Genomic DNA, 16,156 nt, shown 5'->3' with positions numbered 1-16,156 from the left:
GGCGAATCCTTACTTGTTCAGGTAGCCGTGTTCGGCCAGGAAACTTTCGCTGATGCCGGAGGCGGCGGGCTCGGCGGCCTTGTCGCCGAGCAGCAGGCGCTCGATGTAGCGCGCCAGCAGGTCGACCTCGAGGTTGACCTGCCGCCCGGGGCGGTAGTCGGCCATGATGGTTTCGGCGAGCGTGTGCGGGACGATGGTCAGCTCGAACTCGGCGCCATTCACCGCGTTCACCGTCAGGCTGGTGCCATCGACGGTGATCGAGCCCTTCAGCGCGATGTACTTGGCCAGCTCGCGCGGCGCGCGGATGCGGAACTGCACGGCGCGGGCGTTCTCCTCGCGGGACACCACTTCGCCGACACCGTCGACGTGGCCGCTGACCAGGTGACCGCCGAGGCGGCTGGTGGGCGTCAGCGCCTTTTCCAGGTTCACCGGGCTGCCGCTCTTGAGGCCGGCCAGCGCGGTGTGGCTGAGGGTCTCGCGGGAAACGTCGGCCCAGAAGCCGTCGCCGGGCAACTCCACCGCGGTGAGGCAGACACCGTTCACCGCGATGCTGTCGCCGAGCTTGACGTCGCCCAGGTCGAGCTTGCCGGTCTGCACGTAGAGGCGCACGTCGCCGCCCTTGGGCGTCAGCGCGCGGATGCTGCCGATGGCTTCGATTATGCCGGTGAACATACGACCTCCCGCGCGAACCGCGCAGAAGCCGTCGAACGGCTGGGGAAATGCAAATGGAAACGCGACATCGTGAAACTCCTGTTTTGTGAAAAACAGGGCACGTCGATCGAAAGGGATTTCAGGGGCGCGCCTGAAGGCTGCCCGTGGTGGCATCCCGTTCTCTCTTCATCCGGACTATGACCGTCGGCCCCGGGATCGCACCGGGTCTGCTGACCTCGCCGCCCCGTGCGGGGTAAGCGAGCGCTCGCGGGCTCGACGCATTGCGCGCCATCACCGCCGGTGGGGAATTGCGCCCCGCCCTGAGAACGTTCCGGCCACCTGAATGGCCGGACGGCGTTTTTAGCACAAAATGCCGCATGGCCGGAAGCGCAAAGGCGCCTTGCAGGCCCTCGCGGCGACGGTTTGGAGACGATCGGAGCTAACGAGTGACAGGGCGGGCGACGATCAGCCAGTCGTCGCCGACCGCGCGGATATCGGCGATCTTCAACGCGCGCGCTTCGGCCATGCGCTCCAGCGGCAGCTCGAGCAACGGCCGCGCGCTGGAGCCGAGGAAGCAGGCGGCGACGAACAGCTGGTACTCGTCCACCAGCCCCTGCCGGGCGAAAGCGCCAGCCAGTTGCGCGCCAGCTTCCACCAGCACCTCGTTGGCGCCGCGCGCGGCCAGCTCGACGAGCAGCGCGCGCAGGTCGACATGGCCGTCGTCCCCGCCCAGCGTCAGCAACTCGTGCCCGGCCGCCGCGTAACGCTCGCTCGCGGCCGCGCCGGTGCTCGCCACCAGGGCGGCGCCGGCCTGGAAGAACGGCGCGTCCAGCGGCACGCGCAGGTGCCCGTCGATGAGCACGCGCAACGGCGCGCGGCCGGCGGCCAGGGCCGCCTGCTCGGCATCCAGGCCCAGCTCGTCAGGGCGGACGGTGAGCCGCGCGGCATCCGTCAGGACGGTGTCGGCGCCGCTGAGAACCACGCTGGATCGCGCGCGCAGGCGCTGCACCGCGGCGCGCGCGGCCGGCCCGGTGATCCACTGGCTTTCGCCGCTGGCCATCGCCGTGCGACCGTCCAGGCTCATCGCCAGCTTGACCCGCACGTAGGGCAGGCCCTGCTCCATGCGCTTGATGAAACCCGGGTTGAGCGCCCGCGCCTCGGCTTCGAGCACGCCGGAGGCCACCGCGACGCCGGCCGCGGCGAGGCGCTGCAAGCCCTGACCGGCCACCTGCGGATTGGGGTCCTGCATCGCCGCGACCACCCGTGCGACGCCGGCCTGCAGCAGCGCATCGGCGCACGGCGGCGTGCGTCCGTGATGGCTGCAGGGCTCCAGCGTGACGTAGGCGGTGGCGCCGCGCGCGCGTTCGCCGGCCTGGCGCAGCGCGTGGACTTCCGCGTGCGGCTCGCCGGCACGCAGGTGCCAGCCTTCGCCGACGACCTCACCCTCGCGCACGATGACGCAACCGACACGCGGATTGGGATGGGTGGAATACAGGCCCCGACGCGCCAGCTGGAGGGCGCGGGCCATGTGGCGGATATCGTCGACCGGCGCGTCGCTCATTGCTTGGCCGGCTCGCGGGACAACCGCTCGATCTCCTCGCGGAATTCGTTGAGGTCCTGGAAGCGCTTGTAGACCGAGGCGAAGCGGATGTAGGCGACCTCGTCGAGTTTCTGCAGCTCGACCATCACCAGTTCGCCGAGCACCAGCGACTTGACCTCGCGCTCGCCGGTGGCGCGCAGCTTGCTCTTGATGTGGGCGATGGCCTCTTCGAGGCGCTCGATGCTGACCGGGCGCTTCTCCAGCGCGCGCTGCATGCCGGCGCGCAGCTTCTCTTCGTCGAACGGCTGGCGGCTGCCGTCCTGCTTGATCAGCCGCGGCATCACCAGCTCGGCGGTCTCGAAGGTGGTGAAGCGTTCCCCGCAGGCCATGCATTCACGCCGGCGGCGCACTTGATCGCCCTCGGCAACCAGCCGCGAGTCGATGACCTTGGTGTCGTTGGCGCTGCAGAAGGGACAGTGCATGGCAGGGTGCGATAGAGAAAACGGGCGGCCATGGTAGCGCATCCTCCCGGCAAGACAAGACGAGGACTTTGCGCTATACAGGCGCCCTGCCGAAGGCTGGATGGCGTTGTCATACAGTCAACCGAAGCGATGGAATTGACCGATGCCCCTACGCCCGTTGTGCCTGCTTTTTCTTGCCACCCTGCTCGCCGCTTGCGCCAGCACGCCCGAACCCTCCGCCCCACCTGCACAGAAGGCCCCGGCGAAACCGCTGGTCACCGAGTTGAGCCTGCCGGACTACATGCGCGAACTGGTCGGCACGCTGAACACGCCGCCAGCGGGTAGCGAAGTGGAGCTGGCGCTGCTGGTGATCGACGAGCGCGACCGCCCGCAGCAACTGCTCGGCAGCCTCAAGCTGGTGGGCACCGGTGGCGCCCTGCCGTTTCGCCTGCCGTTCAACCCGGCTGCCTTCCCGGCCAATGCCCGCGTCGAGTTGCGCGCCCGTGTCGTCGAATCCGGCGTGCTGACCCTGCGCCTACCGCCGCAGCGCATCACCCGGGCGGAAACCCAGACGCTCGGCGCACTGGAGCTGGAAGTCGCACCGTGACTCCAGGCCCGGCCCTGCAGCGGGCGATCGAAGATCTCCTCGGCGATGCGCGCCTGCTGCCGCAGCGGTTGCCGGGCACCGATCTGTCGTTGTGGCTGATCGACCCGGCGAACATGCAGCGCGCCTTCAGCCCGGAGGAAACCCGACGGATTCTCGACGAGCCGCCGTACTGGAGCTTCTGCTGGGCCAGCGGCCTGGTGCTGGCGCGCTGGCTGGCGCAGCAGCCGGAATGGGTACGCGGCAAGCGCGTGCTGGATTTCGGCGCCGGCTCTGGCGTGGCGGCGATTGCCGCGGCCAGGGCGGGCGCCGCGGAAGTCGTCGCCTGCGATCTCGACCCGCTGGCCCTGCAGGCCTGCCGGGCCAACGCCGAACTGAACGGGGTGACAATGGGCTATTCGGACGACTTTTTCGCCGAGGCCGATCGCTTCGACCTGATCATGGTCGCCGACGTGCTCTACGATCGCGCCAACCTGCCGCTGCTCGACCAGTTCCTCAGCCGTGGCCGCGAGGTACTGGTCGCCGATTCGCGGGTCCGCGATTTCCAGCATCCGCTGTACCGCCGCCTCGACCAGAGGGAAGCCTGCACCTGGCCGGACCTCGCCGAACCCGCGGAATTTCGCCACGTCAGCCTCTATCACGCACGCCGCGCCGGCTGATCGGGACTTGCTTCACGGCCACAGCGCCCCCACTTATAGTTCTGCCACTTTTCTGCCTTGCCGAGACAATCCATGAGCGACCTGCCCTATATCTTCGACGTATCCGGCGCCGCCAACTTCGAACAGCTGGTGATCGAGAATTCCTTCCACAAGCCGGTGCTGGTGGATTTCTGGGCGGAGTGGTGCGCGCCCTGCAAGGCGCTGATGCCGATGCTCGCGCAGGTCGCCGAGAGCTATCGCGGCGAACTGCTGCTGGCCAAGGTCGACTGCGACGCCGAGCAGGAGATCGTCGCGCGCTTCGGCATCCGCAGCCTGCCCACCGTGGTGCTGTTCAAGGACGGCCAGCCGGTGGACGGCTTCGCCGGCGCCCAACCGGAATCCGCGGTGCGCGCGATGCTCGAACCGCACGTGCCGATGCCGCCGCCGGAAGCGGCCGATCCGCTGGAAAGCGCGCAGGCGCTGTTCGACGAGGGCCGCATCGGAGACGCCGAGGCCCTGCTCAGGCAACTGCTGGGTGAAGACAACGACAACGCGGCGGCGCTGATTCTCTATGCGCGCTGCCTGGCCGAACGCGGCGAGCTGGAAGAGGCCGAGGCGGTGCTCGGCGCGGTCAAGGGCGACGAGCACAAGCAGGCGCTTTCCGGCGCCCGCGCGCAGTTGACCTTCCTGCGTCAGGCCATCGACCTGCCCGACGCCGCGACGCTGAAATCGCGTCTGGCGCAGCACGCCGAAGACGACGAGGCCGCCTATCAACTGGCGGTTCAGCAGTTGGCACGCCAGCAGTACGAGGCCGCGCTGGACGGACTGCTGAAACTCTTCGTGCGCAACCGCAGCTACGCCGACGGCCTGCCGCACAAATCGCTGCTGCAGGTGTTCGACCTTCTCGGCAGCGATCACCCGCTGGTCACCACCTATCGCCGGCGGCTGTACCAGGCAATCTATTGATCCCGCGGGCTCAACGCTCGATCCAGCGATAGATAGGCGTTTCGCCGCCGTTCTCCAGCTTCACCTGCTCGCAATGCCGCAAGCGCACCAACAGGCGCTTGCCGGCCTGCGCGCTGCCGGCCAGCGCGGACAGATCCGCCAGCAACTGCGGGCCGTCCATCTGCTGCGCCTGGCGCAGGAGGTCCTGCGCCATCTGCCAGCGGCCGTCTTCCGCAGACGCCGACGGCGCCACCTTCGACGCCACCGCAGCCGGCTCCACCTGGACCTTCTCCGCCAGCAGCGTCCACTCCTGCGCATCCAGCTCAAGCGTCAGATCCACCGGCCAGTCGCCGACCTTCCCGCGAATTCGCACCATGCCACGCTCCTCTCATCGAACACGCATGCTCCCACGGCGCGAATGATCCCACCACGTCGCGCTGGCATTCTTCGGCAAAAACTTGTTATAACGTAACGACAAATGTCACGCCCCCCCGGAGAATCCGATGCGCCGCCTCCTGCTCGCCCTGCCCTTCGTCCTGCTGCCCCTGGCAATCGCCCAGGCTCACGATGACGACCATGACCACGAACACGGCAGTCTCGGCAAACATGAACATGGCGTCGCCGCGCTGAACGTGGCGCTGGACGGCAAGACCCTGGAAATCGACCTGGAAAGTCCGGCGATGAACATCGTCGGCTTCGAGCACACGGCCAACAGCGTCGCCGACAAGGCCAAGGTTGCCGCCGCCCATGCACAGCTGGAAAAACCGCTGGTGCTGTTCAGCCTGCCTGCCGCCGCGGGCTGCACAGTGACCGAGCAGGCACTGGAAAGCCCGCTGTTCGGCAACGCCAAGGCGCATGCGAATCACGATGACGACGAGCACGCCGGACACGGACACAGCGACGTCGACGCCGAATACAAGCTCAGTTGCGCCACGCCCGAAGCACTCAAAACGCTCGACCTCTCGGCCTTCTTCAGCCAGTTCCCGGCGACCCAGAAGATCAACGTCCAGTTGATCGGCCCGAACGGCCAGCAGGGCGCCGAGACCACCCCGGCCAGCCCCACGCTGAACTTCTGAGCCTCGCGCGGGGCAGCCAGGCCGCTCCGCGCCTTTCACCTCACTTCTCCGGCAGCGCAATGACCTCTTTGCTCGAACTCAACGACCTCGGCTTCGCCTGGCCCGGCCAGGAGGAGTTGTTGGACATCCCGCAATTTCGCCTCGAACGCGGCGAAACCCTGTTCCTGCGCGGCCCCAGCGGCAGCGGCAAGACCACCCTGCTCGGCCTGCTCGGCGGCGTGCAGAAGGCCGGACGCGGCAGCATTCGCCTGCTTGGCGAGGAACTTGGCGGAATGTCCGCCGGCGCCCGCGACCGTTTTCGCGTCGACCACACCGGCTACATCTTCCAGCAGTTCAACCTGCTGCCGTTTCTTTCAGTGCGGGAAAACGTCGAGCTGCCGTGCCGCTTCTCGCGCCTGCGCAGCCAGCGCGCGCACCAGCGCCACGGCAGCGTGGCGCTGGCCGCCAGCGAACTGCTCGCTCACCTTGGGCTGCCGCCCGCACTGCACGCGCGCCGCGCCGATGCGCTGTCGATCGGCCAACAGCAGCGGGTCGCCGCGGCACGCGCACTGATCGGCCAGCCGGAGCTGGTGATCGCCGACGAGCCGACCTCGGCGCTGGACAGCGACACCCGCGAAACCTTTCTCGAGTTGCTCTTCACCGAATGCCGCGCCGCCGGTTCCAGCCTGCTGTTCGTCAGTCACGATCAGGGCCTGGCTCCGCTGTTCGACCGCAGCCTGTCGCTGGCCGAACTCAATCGCGCCGCCCAACCCGCCGGAGTCTGAGATGCACCTGTTCCGCCTAGCCCTGGCCAGCCTCGCCAACCGGCGCTTCACCGCGCTGCTGACGATGTTCGCCATCGCCCTTTCGGTGACGCTGCTGCTCGCCGTCGAACGCGTGCGCACCGAAGCCCGCGCCAGTTTCGCCAGCACCATCAGCGGCACCGACCTGATCGTCGGCGCGCGCTCCGGCTCGATCAACCTGTTGCTTTACTCGGTGTTCCGCATCGGCAACGCCACCAACAACATCCGCTGGGACAGCTTCGAAACCGTCGCCGCCGACCCGAAAGTGAAATGGGCGATCCCGATCTCCCTGGGCGACTCGCACCGCGGCTACCGGGTGATGGGCACCAGCCAGGCGTACTTCGAGCACTACCGTTACGGCCGCAGCCAGGCCCTGCAGCTGCGCGACGGCCGCGCCTTCGCCGACGACCCGTTCGAGGTGGTGCTCGGCGCCGAGGTGGCCGATGCGCTGCACTACAGACTCGGCGACCGGATCGTCCTCGCCCACGGCGTTGCCACGGTCAGCCTGGTCCAGCACGCCGACAAGCCCTTCACCGTGGTCGGCGTCCTCGCACGCACCGGCACGCCGGTGGACCGCACGCTGCACATTTCCCTCGCCGGCATGGAGGCGCTGCACGTCGACTGGCAGAACGGCGTGCCGGCCCGCGGCGCCGGCAAGGTCAGCGCCGAACAGGCTCGACACATGGACCTGACGCCCAAGGCGATCACCGCCTTCCTGCTCGGCCTCAACAGCAAGGTCGCAACCTTTGCGGTGCAACGCGAGATCAACGAGTTCCGTGGCGAGCCGCTGCTGGCGATCCTGCCCGGCGTGGCGCTGCAGGAACTCTGGAGCCTGATGGGCACGGCGGAGAAAGCGCTGCTGATGGTCTCGATGTTCGTAGTGCTGACCGGGCTGATCGGCATGCTCACGGCGATTCTCACCAGCCTCAACGAGCGCCGTCGCGAGATGGCCATCCTGCGCTCGGTCGGCGCGCGGCCCTGGCACATCGCCGGGCTGTTGATCGTCGAGGCCTTCGCGCTGGCTGCCGCCGGCGTGGTGGTGGGCGTCATGCTGCTGTATATCGGCATCGCCGCCGCGCAGGGTTTCGTGCAGAGCACCTATGGCCTGTATCTGCCGCTGTCGCTGCCAAGCGCCTACGAATGGCAGATGCTCGGCGGCATCCTCATCGCGGCGTTGCTGATGGGCTGCATCCCGGCCTGGCGCGCCTATCGACAATCGCTGGCCGATGGCCTGACCATCCGCGTATGAAAAAACCACGCGCGACTTTGCTTCTGCTGCTCGCACTGAGTCTTCCCGCGCTCGCGGATTCACCGCGCGAATTGGCCTGGGAGGCGCTGATCCCGGCGGACGCCCCGGCCGCTCCGCCACCGGTGGCCATGCACGATCTGGCGCAACTCGGCGACGCCCTCTCAGCCGAGTCGGCGCCCGCGGTCGCGCAACAACGCCCGACCGAACCGACGGTGCGCGAACTCGACGGTGTCTCGGTGAAACTGCCGGGCTACATCGTCCCGCTGGATGTCAACGAGGAAGGCCGAGTGACCGAATTTCTGCTGGTGCCCTACTTCGGCGCCTGCATCCATGTGCCGCCGCCGCCGTCCAACCAGATCGTTCACGTGAAGAGCGAGAATGGCGTGATGCTGGACACCCTCTATCAGCCGTTCTGGATCGAAGGCGCCCTCAAAGTGGAGCAGAGCCACAGCGATCTGGCCGAATCCGGATATGCCATGCAAGCCGGCAAGATCTACCCTTACGAAATTCCAGATCAGTGATTTCTTAATGCCGGAAAACGCTCGCAATAGGCGGAAAAACGGCTGACAAAGCGCCGCAACCCTACAAAAGTATCCGTTGAGCTAAATCAACAAGCCTTTCGGCCACCTCCCTACCATAGCCTCCAGCCAATACAAACACAGACTCGACTGGAGTTACTTATGCGCAAGTCCCTGTTCACCCTTAGCGTGCTGGCCATGGCTCTCGCCGCTCCGCTCGCACAAGCGCACGAAGCCGGCGACATTCTCGTCCGCGCCGGCGCCATCACCGTCAGCACCCATGAAGACAGCTCCGGCGTCAAAGTCGATCGCGGTAGCCTCGCAGGCACCGACCTCGGCGGCAAGGCCTCCATGGACAACGATACTCAGCTGGGCCTCAACTTCGCTTACATGGTCACCGACCATATCGGAGTGGAACTGCTCGCAGCGACTCCGTTCACCCACGACGTTAAAATCAAAGGCGCAGGCCTCGACGCAGCAAACGGCAAGCTGGGCACACTGAAACACCTGCCGCCGACCCTGAGCCTGGTCTACTACCCGCTGGACGCCAAGTCCGCCTTCCAGCCCTATGTGGGTGCCGGTATCAACTACACCTGGATCATGGACGGCGATACCAGCAACGAAGCTGAAGCGGCCGGCTTCCGTAATCTGCAGGCCGACAACAGCTGGGGCTGGGCAGCCCAGATTGGCGCGGACTACATGCTGACCGACAAGCTGTTGATCAACGCACAGGTCCGCTATATCGACCTCGACACCACGGCCTACGTTGACCATCCTGGTCTGGGGGTGCGGGCGAAAGTCGACGTAGACGTAAGCCCTTACGTGTACATGGTTGGCCTGGGCTACAAGTTCTAAGCCGAACCGAAATGAAAAACAGGCGCCTAGGCGCCTGTTTTTTTGCCTGCGGGAAAGCTCAACGCCCCAGCAGGCGCGCCAGCCCTATTTGCATGGAAGTGGCCTGACCCAGCTCGTAGCGCTGCAGCAGGCGGGCGTTGTCGGCTCGCGAATGACGAATGTCACCGGAGCGCGCCGGCAGGTGGGAAATCTCGGGCAGGCCACCGAGCACCTCGCCGATGGCCTCGAGCAGTTGCAGCAAGGTGGTCGACCGGTTCAGACCGGCGTTCACCGCCCCCTCCCTAACCGAGGCAGCATTCAGCGCCTGCACCAGCACGCCGACCAGATCGTCGATGTAGAGAAAATCCCGGGTCTGTTCCCCATCGCCAAAAACCGTGATAGGCAAGCCTTTGGCTGCCCGCTCGGTGAAGATGCTGATGACGCCGGAGTAAGGCGACGAAGGATCCTGGCGCGGACCGTAGATATTGAAGAAGCGGAATACGGCCGGCTCCAGGCCATGCTGGCGCCGGTAGAAATCCAGGTAGTACTCGCTGGCCAGCTTGTCCGAGGCATAAGGCGTGAGCGGGGACTTCGGCGTGTCCTCGTCGATCGCGGCGCCCTCGCCGTTCTGGCCGTAAACCGCGGCGCTGGAAGAGAACAGCACGCGCTTCACGCCATGGGTACGCATCGCCTCGCAGACGTTCAACGTACCGATGAAGTTGCTGCGGTGCGTGGCCACCGGATCGTCCACCGAGGCCTGCACGGAGGCCACGGCAGCCAGGTGCGCCACGGCAGCGCAGCCTTGCATCGCCGTAAGGACGCAGTCGGCATCGGCGACGTTGCCCTCCAGCACTTCGAGACGCTCATCGTGGAGCGGAAGGTTATCCCGCTTGCCGGTCGAGAAGTCGTCCAGCACCCGAACGCGCTGCCCGCTCGCGAGCAGGGCATCCACCAGGTGGGAGCCGATGAAACCAGCGCCGCCGGTGACCAGGATGGGCGAATCAGACATGACGGTAAAAACGGTCCAGTAGTGAGGGCAGCCCGGAGCGCCAGGCGCGCGGCTTGATGCCGAATGTATTGAGGATCTTGCGGCACGCCAGCACCGCATGTTGCGGCTCATCGGCGGCATCGGCGCAGGCGGCATGTGCCTGGGCCGTGGGCTCGTTGACGGTGAAGGAGCGGAATGCCCGCGCCTCCGCCAGTACGGCCTGCCCCAGGGTGAGCGCCGTGGTCGCTTCGTGGGCGCCGTAGTGATAGGTGCCCCAGAGCGGCGCCGCGCAATCCAGTTGCTTCAGGACCGACAGCATGACCCGCGCGACGTCATCGACCGGGCACGGATTGCCGCGGCGGTCGTCGGCGAGGAGAAGCTCTTCGCGCGTCTGCGCCGCCGCGAGAAAGCGGCCGAGAATGCCGTCCTTGCTGTCGTCGAGCAGCCAGCCGAACCGCAGCAGCACGTGCCGCGGGCAGGCGGCGCGCACGCTCTGCTCGATCCGCCAGAGCGCCTGACCACGCAGGCCAAGCGGCTGCGGCTCGTCTTTCTCGCTGTACGCGGTCGCCCGCGCGCCATCGAAAACCTGGTAACTGGAAGGCTGCAGCAGAAGGATCTGGTGGTACTGGCACAGCTCGGCCAGCCGCTCGACGGCGCGCTCCTGGGTCTCCAGGCGCGCCACATCGACGTCCGCGCGCTGGAACCAGTCGAAATAGAACGCCAGGTTGATCAGCGCATCAGGGCGGGTGTCATCGAGCAGTTGGGTCAGGCTGGCGGCGTCCCAACCCTGATCAGGCGGGCGAGGCGCGAGGAAACCGATGTTCTCCTCGGCACCGAGCCGGATCAACGCCTGGCCCAGCGCATTGCCTCCACCCAGAAGCATCAGGCGCATGTGCATGCGGAGCGGATTCCTAGAACGGAATGTCGTCGTCGAAGCTGTCGTAGTCCGGAGCGGGCTGGGCGGCGGGCTGCTGTTGCGGACGCGACTCGCGCGGCGCCTGCTGCTGCGGCTCGCGCTGCGGTTGCGGACGCTGCTGGCGCGGGGCCGAATCGCCATCGTTACCGCCGCGGCCGCCGAGCAGCTGCATGGTGCCGCCCATGTCGACGACGATTTCGGTGGTGTAGCGCTTCACGCCGTCCTTTTCCCACTCGCGGGTCTGCAGGCGACCCTCGATGTAGCACTGCGAACCCTTGCGCAGGTATTCGCCGGCGATTTCCGCGACCTTGCCGAAGAACACCACGCGGTGCCATTCGGTGCGTTCCTGATTCTGACCGGTCTGCTTGTCTTTCCAGCTGTCGGTGGTTGCCAGAGTCACGTTGGTGACGGCGTTACCATTGGGCAGGTAGCGGGTTTCCGGGTCGCCGCCGACGTTGCCGATCAGAATGACTTTGTTAACCCCACGGGCCATGACGTTCTCCTAGGCTTCTGCACGCCGCGGCGCCGGATCGACCAGGCGCTCGAGGGACGTGCGGTCCAATTGTTCGGTATCCACTTTGACGTAGGCGGCGGCCTCTTCGACCACCACCATGGCATCCGCCACTCCGGGCACTGCCAGTAAACGCTCGGCCAAACCCGCGTCCGCTGCCGCGTCGGGCGACAACGGCAGGCGCAGGCTGGTGACATAAGGCGGTTCGCGCATGGTAACAGCAAACGCCAGCCAAATCGCACAGAGCACGGCGCAGCCGATGAAGACCGTGGCCAGCCCGCCATGCTGGTAGAACCAGCCACCGAGGATGCCGCCGACCGCCGCGCCGAGGAACTGGCTGGTCGAATACACGCCCATCGCCGTGCCCTTGCCACCCGCCGGCGAGACCTTGCTGATCAGCGACGGCATGCTGGCCTCCAGCAGGTTGAAGGCGGTGAAGAACACCACGGTACCGACCACCAGTGCCGTCAGGCTGCTGCCGAACAGCCAGAAGAACAGCTCGCAGATCAGCAGCACGCTGATCGCCCCCAGGAGTACGCGCTTCATCTTGCGCTTCTTCTCGGCATAGATGATGAACGGCACCATCGCGAAGAAGCCGATCAGCAGCGCGGTGAGGTAGACCCACCAGTGCTCTTCCTTGGGCAGACCGGCGCGCTCGACCAGCGCCAGCGGCAGGGCGACGAAACTCGACATCAGCACTGCGTGCAACGCCAGGATACCGAAGTCCAGGCGCAGCAACTGGCCGTTGCGCAGGGTGGCGCCGAGCGCCTGCTTGGCGACGCCGGACTCGCGGTGCTGCAGGCGGACGTCCGCACGCGGGACGATGAAGGCAATGATGAGGATGCCGACGATGGCCATGGCAGCGGTGACCCAGAACAGCCCGGAAAGGCCGAAGGCGCGGGTCAGCAGCGGGCCGACCACCATCGCCACGGCGAACGACAGGCCGATGCTCATGCCGATCGCGGCCATCGCCTTGGTCCGGTGCTGCTCGCGGGTCAGGTCGGACAGCAGCGCCATGACCGCGGCCGAAATTGCCCCGGCGCCCTGCAGCACCCGACCGGCGATCACACCCCAGATGGAGTCGCCATTGGCAGCGAGGACGCTGCCGGCGGCGAAGATCAGCAGGCCGATATAGATCACCGGAAGTCGGCCGATGCGATCGGAGATGATGCCGAAGGGAATCTGCAGCACGGCCTGGGTCAGGCCGTAGGCGCCGATGGCCAGGCCGATGAGCGCGGGCGTGGCGCCGGCGAGGTCCTGCCCATAGGTCGCCAGCACCGGCAGTACCATGAACATGCCCAGCATGCGGAAGGCGAACACCAACGCCAGGCCACCGGCGGCGCGGGTCTCGCTGCCACTCATGCGATCGCTGTACGGATCGTGCATTTGACTCTGCCACCCCTGTTACGAACAGGGCGGGGATTCTACCAGCCCCCATCCCCAAGAGCCCGCGCAAAAGCAGCGAGCGGCGGCTAAACCCTCGCGCGCCCTGCCGGTCAGAGAAAGACCGCGGCGCCCTGACGCGCCGGCTCGCCGATCCGTATACTCATGGGTTTTCGCCCGCCATGCGAGGCTGTTTTGGACAAGATCCTGATCCGTGGGGCCCGTACCCACAACCTGAAGAACATCGACCTCACCCTCCCCCGCGACAAACTCATCGTGATCACCGGCCTGTCCGGCTCCGGAAAGTCGTCCCTGGCCTTCGACACGCTCTACGCCGAGGGGCAGCGCCGCTATGTGGAGTCGCTCTCCGCCTACGCCCGGCAGTTTCTCTCGATGATGGAAAAGCCCGACGTGGACACCATCGAAGGGCTGTCCCCGGCGATCTCCATCGAGCAGAAGTCCACCTCGCACAACCCGCGCTCCACCGTCGGCACCATCACCGAGATCTACGACTACCTGCGCCTGCTCTATGCCCGCGTCGGTACGCCGCGCTGCCCGGACCACGACATCCCGCTGGAGGCGCAGACCGTCAGCCAGATGGTCGATCAGGTACTGGCGATGCCCGAGGGCGCCAAGCTGATGCTGCTCGCGCCGATCATTCGCGAGCGCAAGGGCGAGCATCTCTCGGTGTTCGAGGAAATGCGCGCCCAGGGTTTCGTCCGCGCGCGGGTCAACGGCAAGCTCCACGAACTCGACGACCTGCCCAAGCTGGACAAGCAGAAGAAGCACACCATCGAGATCGTGGTCGACCGCTTCAAGGTGCGCGCCGACCTGCAGCAGCGCCTCGCCGAGTCCTTCGAGACCGCACTCGGCCTGGCCGACGGCATCGCGCTGGTGGCGCCGATGGAAGGCGAAATCGGCGAGGAAACCATCTTTTCGGCGCGCTTCGCCTGCCCGGTCTGCGGGCACTCGATCAGCGAGCTGGAACCCAAGGTGTTCTCCTTCAACAACCCGGCCGGCGCCTGCCCGACCTGCGACGGCCTCGGCGTGAAGCAGTTCTTCGACGCCAAGCGCCTGGTCAACGGCGAACTGACCCTCGCCGAAGGGGCGATCCGCGGCTGGGACCGGCGCAACGTCTATTACTTCCAGATGCTCGGTTCCCTGGCCAGCCATTACGGCTTCAGCCTGGAAACGCCGTTCGGGCAGATCGGCGCCGACGACCAGAAGGCGATCCTGTTCGGTTCGGGCCGCGAGAGCGTCGACTTCCGCTACCTCAACGACCGGGGCGATATCGTCAAGCGCTCGCACCCGTTCGAGGGGATCATCCCCAACCTCGAACGGCGTTACCGCGAGACCGAATCACAGACCGTGCGCGAGGAGCTGGCCAAGTTCCTCAGCACCCAGCCCTGTCCGGATTGCAACGGCACGCGCCTGCGCCGCGAGTCGCGCCACGTGTGGGTGGGCGAGAAGACGTTGCCGGCGGTGACCCGCCTGCCGGTCGGCGATGCCAGCGACTATTTCGCCGGGCTCGAGCTGACTGGGCAGAAGGGCCAGATCGCCGACAAGATCCTCAAGGAAATCCGCCAGCGCCTGGAGTTCCTGGTCAACGTCGGGCTCGACTACCTGACCCTCGACCGCAGCGCCGACACCCTGTCCGGCGGCGAGGCGCAGCGTATCCGCCTGGCCAGCCAGATCGGCGCCGGCCTGGTCGGGGTGATGTACATCCTCGACGAACCCTCCATCGGCCTGCACCAGCGCGACAACGAGCGCCTGCTCGGCACGCTCAATCATCTGCGCAACCTGGGCAACACGGTGATCGTGGTGGAGCACGACGAGGACGCCATCCGCCTCGCCGACTACGTCGTCGACATCGGCCCCGGTGCCGGCGTGCATGGCGGGCAGATCGTCGCCGAGGGCACGCCGCAGGAGATCATGGATCACCCCGACTCGCTGACGGGCAAGTACCTCTCCGGGCGGGTGAAGATCGCGGTGCCGACGCAGCGCACCCCACGCGACAAGAAGAAACTGCTCAAGCTCAAGGGCGCGCGCGGCAACAACCTGCAGAACGTCAACCTGGAAATCCCGGTTGGCTTGTTGACCTGCGTGACCGGGGTGTCCGGCTCGGGCAAGTCGACGCTGATCAACAACACGCTGTTCCCGATCACCGCCACCGCGCTGAACGGCGCCACCACGCTGGAGGCGGCGGCGCACGACAGCTTCGACGGCCTGCAGCACCTGGACAAGGTGGTCGATATCGACCAGAGCCCGATCGGCCGCACGCCGCGCTCCAACCCGGCGACCTACACCGGGCTGTTCACACCGATCCGCGAGCTGTTCTCCGGCGTGCCGGAGGCCCGTTCGCGCGGCTACAGCCCAGGGCGCTTCTCCTTCAACGTCAAGGGCGGCCGTTGCGAGGCCTGCCAGGGCGACGGCGTGATCAAGGTGGAGATGCACTTCCTGCCGGACATCTACGTGCCTTGCGATGTCTGCAAGGGCAAGCGCTACAACCGCGAAACCCTGGAAGTGAAGTACAAGGGCAAGAGCATCCACGAGGTGCTGGAAATGACCATCGAGGAAGCCCGCGAATTCTTCGAAGCGGTTCCGGCGCTGTCGCGCAAGCTGCAGACGCTGATCGACGTGGGCCTTTCCTACATCAAGCTGGGACAGAGCGCGACGACGCTGTCCGGCGGCGAGGCGCAGCGCGTCAAGCTGTCGCGCGAGCTGTCCAAGCGCGACACCGGCAAGACGCTGTACATCCTCGACGAGCCCACCACCGGCCTGCACTTCGCCGACATCCAGCAGTTGCTCGACGTGCTGCACCGGCTGCGCGACCACGGCAACACCGTGGTGGTCATCGAGCACAATCTGGACGTGATCAAGACCGCCGACTGGCTGGTGGACCTCGGCCCGGAAGGCGGCTCCAAGGGCGGCCAGATCATTGGCAGCGGCACGCCCGAAGAGCTCGCCGCCCTACCGCAGTCCTACACCGGGCATTTCCTCAAGCCTCTGCTGGAACGCGACAAGGCCTGAGTCCGGCGCAAACGAAAAAGCCCCGCATCC

General features: G+C 66.6%; 17 protein-coding genes and 1 riboswitch. Of the genes, 9 read left to right on the top strand and 8 right to left on the bottom strand.

Translation table 11 applies throughout. From position 1 onward, the window contains the following. Window positions 1–9 precede the first annotated feature (9 nt). The 3 genes from BLV15_RS05275 to nrdR form a co-directional block, all read right to left on the bottom strand. Window positions 10–672 (bottom strand): riboflavin synthase, encoded by a 663-nt coding sequence (locus tag BLV15_RS05275; RefSeq protein WP_090225311.1) that lies wholly within the window; start codon window positions 670–672, stop codon window positions 10–12. A gap of 152 nt (window positions 673–824) precedes the next feature. After that, a riboswitch (FMN riboswitch) is annotated at window positions 825–983 on the bottom strand. A 107-nt stretch (window positions 984–1,090) separates the two neighbouring features. Beyond that, complete coding sequence (ribD, locus tag BLV15_RS05270; protein ID WP_090225310.1) at window positions 1,091–2,212, bottom strand: bifunctional diaminohydroxyphosphoribosylaminopyrimidine deaminase/5-amino-6-(5-phosphoribosylamino)uracil reductase RibD; 1,122 nt, start codon at window positions 2,210–2,212, stop codon at window positions 1,091–1,093. Further along, a complete protein-coding gene (gene nrdR / locus BLV15_RS05265) occupies window positions 2,209–2,673 on the bottom strand; it encodes a transcriptional regulator NrdR (protein WP_090225308.1) in 465 nt (154 codons plus the stop codon). Before nrdR ends, ribD begins: the two co-directional genes overlap by 4 nt. Window positions 2,674–2,815: 142 nt before the next feature. Between nrdR and BLV15_RS05260 the strand changes: the two genes are divergently transcribed. The 3 genes from BLV15_RS05260 (at window position 2,816) to trxA (ending at window position 4,860) form a co-directional block, all read left to right on the top strand. Then, window positions 2,816–3,259, top strand: a complete 444-nt coding sequence (locus BLV15_RS05260; RefSeq protein ID WP_090225303.1) for a YbaY family lipoprotein — start codon at window positions 2,816–2,818, stop codon at window positions 3,257–3,259. Further along, window positions 3,256–3,915 carry a class I SAM-dependent methyltransferase gene (locus BLV15_RS05255; RefSeq protein WP_090225302.1) on the top strand — a complete coding sequence of 220 codons (660 nt, stop codon included), beginning with the start codon at window positions 3,256–3,258 and terminating at the stop codon, window positions 3,913–3,915. The genes BLV15_RS05260 and BLV15_RS05255 overlap by 4 nt, the downstream gene beginning before the upstream one ends. Before the next feature lie 72 nt (window positions 3,916–3,987). Then, on the top strand, window positions 3,988–4,860 hold the full coding sequence (trxA, locus tag BLV15_RS05250; protein WP_090225300.1) for a thioredoxin: 873 nt from the start codon (window positions 3,988–3,990) through the stop codon (window positions 4,858–4,860). Between the two features lie 10 nt (window positions 4,861–4,870). On the opposite strand, the gene BLV15_RS05245 is transcribed toward trxA, so the two are convergent. Further along, complete coding sequence (locus BLV15_RS05245) at window positions 4,871–5,215, bottom strand: hypothetical protein (protein ID WP_090225289.1); 345 nt, start codon at window positions 5,213–5,215, stop codon at window positions 4,871–4,873. Between the two features lie 127 nt (window positions 5,216–5,342). Between BLV15_RS05245 and BLV15_RS05240 the strand changes: the two genes are divergently transcribed. The 5 genes from BLV15_RS05240 (at window position 5,343) to BLV15_RS05220 (ending at window position 9,319) form a co-directional block, all read left to right on the top strand. Next, window positions 5,343–5,915 (top strand): DUF2796 domain-containing protein, encoded by a 573-nt coding sequence (locus tag BLV15_RS05240; RefSeq protein ID WP_090225287.1) that lies wholly within the window; start codon window positions 5,343–5,345, stop codon window positions 5,913–5,915. 59 nt (window positions 5,916–5,974) lie between these two features. Further along, window positions 5,975–6,679 carry an ABC transporter ATP-binding protein gene (locus BLV15_RS05235; RefSeq protein WP_090225285.1) on the top strand — a complete coding sequence of 235 codons (705 nt, stop codon included), beginning with the start codon at window positions 5,975–5,977 and terminating at the stop codon, window positions 6,677–6,679. Between the two features lies 1 nt (window position 6,680). Continuing rightward, window positions 6,681–7,946 (top strand): ABC transporter permease, encoded by a 1,266-nt coding sequence (locus tag BLV15_RS05230; RefSeq protein ID WP_090225284.1) that lies wholly within the window; start codon window positions 6,681–6,683, stop codon window positions 7,944–7,946. Then, the gene (locus BLV15_RS05225; protein WP_090225282.1) at window positions 7,943–8,467 is read left to right on the top strand and encodes a DUF3299 domain-containing protein; all 525 of its coding nucleotides are present in this window, start codon (window positions 7,943–7,945) and stop codon (window positions 8,465–8,467) included. The genes BLV15_RS05230 and BLV15_RS05225 overlap by 4 nt, the downstream gene beginning before the upstream one ends. Window positions 8,468–8,626: 159 nt before the next feature. Beyond that, a complete protein-coding gene (locus tag BLV15_RS05220; RefSeq protein ID WP_090225279.1) occupies window positions 8,627–9,319 on the top strand; it encodes an OmpW/AlkL family protein in 693 nt (230 codons plus the stop codon). A 58-nt stretch (window positions 9,320–9,377) separates the two neighbouring features. Here the strand turns inward: BLV15_RS05220 and BLV15_RS05215 are convergent, their stop codons facing one another. From BLV15_RS05215 to BLV15_RS05200, 4 genes are read right to left on the bottom strand one after another with little or no spacing between them, the layout of a single operon-like run. Continuing rightward, entirely contained in the window at window positions 9,378–10,307 is a 930-nt protein-coding gene (locus BLV15_RS05215) for an NAD-dependent epimerase/dehydratase family protein (RefSeq protein ID WP_090225277.1), read from the bottom strand. Continuing rightward, entirely contained in the window at window positions 10,300–11,184 is an 885-nt protein-coding gene (locus BLV15_RS05210; RefSeq protein ID WP_175534298.1) for a sugar nucleotide-binding protein, read from the bottom strand. The genes BLV15_RS05215 and BLV15_RS05210 overlap by 8 nt, the downstream gene beginning before the upstream one ends. Window positions 11,185–11,197: 13 nt before the next feature. After that, window positions 11,198–11,695 (bottom strand): single-stranded DNA-binding protein, encoded by a 498-nt coding sequence (locus tag BLV15_RS05205; RefSeq protein ID WP_090225276.1) that lies wholly within the window; start codon window positions 11,693–11,695, stop codon window positions 11,198–11,200. Between the two features lie 9 nt (window positions 11,696–11,704). After that, window positions 11,705–13,099: an MFS transporter gene (locus BLV15_RS05200; protein ID WP_090225275.1), complete on the bottom strand. Its 1,395-nt coding sequence runs from the start codon at window positions 13,097–13,099 to the stop codon at window positions 11,705–11,707. A 192-nt stretch (window positions 13,100–13,291) separates the two neighbouring features. Between BLV15_RS05200 and uvrA the strand changes: the two genes are divergently transcribed. Then, window positions 13,292–16,126, top strand: a complete 2,835-nt coding sequence (uvrA, locus tag BLV15_RS05195; RefSeq protein ID WP_090225274.1) for an excinuclease ABC subunit UvrA — start codon at window positions 13,292–13,294, stop codon at window positions 16,124–16,126. Window positions 16,127–16,156 lie beyond the last annotated feature (30 nt).

The sequence above is a fragment of the Pseudomonas kuykendallii genome (genome assembly GCF_900106975.1).
Lineage (GTDB): Bacteria > Pseudomonadota > Gammaproteobacteria > Pseudomonadales > Pseudomonadaceae > Pseudomonas_O > Pseudomonas_O kuykendallii.
Note: the sequence above shows the minus strand (reverse complement) of the source record. Positions and strands in the feature narration are given on the sequence as shown.

Excerpts from the sequence above, each read along its gene's own strand:
- BLV15_RS05225 (WP_090225282.1), top strand. The coding sequence starts at position 7,943 with ATGAAAAAACCACGCGCGACTTTGCTTCTGCTGCTCGCACTGAGTCTT.
- BLV15_RS05220 (WP_090225279.1), top strand. The coding sequence starts at position 8,627 with ATGCGCAAGTCCCTGTTCACCCTTAGCGTGCTGGCCATGGCTCTCGCC.
- ribD (WP_090225310.1), bottom strand. The coding sequence starts at position 2,212 with ATGAGCGACGCGCCGGTCGACGATATCCGCCACATGGCCCGCGCCCTC.
- BLV15_RS05215 (WP_090225277.1), bottom strand. The coding sequence starts at position 10,307 with ATGTCTGATTCGCCCATCCTGGTCACCGGCGGCGCTGGTTTCATCGGC.
- BLV15_RS05235 (WP_090225285.1), top strand. The coding sequence starts at position 5,975 with ATGACCTCTTTGCTCGAACTCAACGACCTCGGCTTCGCCTGGCCCGGC.
- BLV15_RS05275 (WP_090225311.1), bottom strand. The coding sequence starts at position 672 with ATGTTCACCGGCATAATCGAAGCCATCGGCAGCATCCGCGCGCTGACG.
- nrdR (WP_090225308.1), bottom strand. The coding sequence starts at position 2,673 with ATGCACTGTCCCTTCTGCAGCGCCAACGACACCAAGGTCATCGACTCG.
- trxA (WP_090225300.1), top strand. The coding sequence starts at position 3,988 with ATGAGCGACCTGCCCTATATCTTCGACGTATCCGGCGCCGCCAACTTC.
- BLV15_RS05230 (WP_090225284.1), top strand. The coding sequence starts at position 6,681 with ATGCACCTGTTCCGCCTAGCCCTGGCCAGCCTCGCCAACCGGCGCTTC.
- BLV15_RS05240 (WP_090225287.1), top strand. The coding sequence starts at position 5,343 with ATGCGCCGCCTCCTGCTCGCCCTGCCCTTCGTCCTGCTGCCCCTGGCA.
- BLV15_RS05205 (WP_090225276.1), bottom strand. The coding sequence starts at position 11,695 with ATGGCCCGTGGGGTTAACAAAGTCATTCTGATCGGCAACGTCGGCGGC.
- BLV15_RS05200 (WP_090225275.1), bottom strand. The coding sequence starts at position 13,099 with ATGCACGATCCGTACAGCGATCGCATGAGTGGCAGCGAGACCCGCGCC.
- BLV15_RS05245 (WP_090225289.1), bottom strand. The coding sequence starts at position 5,215 with ATGGTGCGAATTCGCGGGAAGGTCGGCGACTGGCCGGTGGATCTGACG.
- BLV15_RS05210 (WP_175534298.1), bottom strand. The coding sequence starts at position 11,184 with ATGCACATGCGCCTGATGCTTCTGGGTGGAGGCAATGCGCTGGGCCAG.
- BLV15_RS05260 (WP_090225303.1), top strand. The coding sequence starts at position 2,816 with ATGCCCCTACGCCCGTTGTGCCTGCTTTTTCTTGCCACCCTGCTCGCC.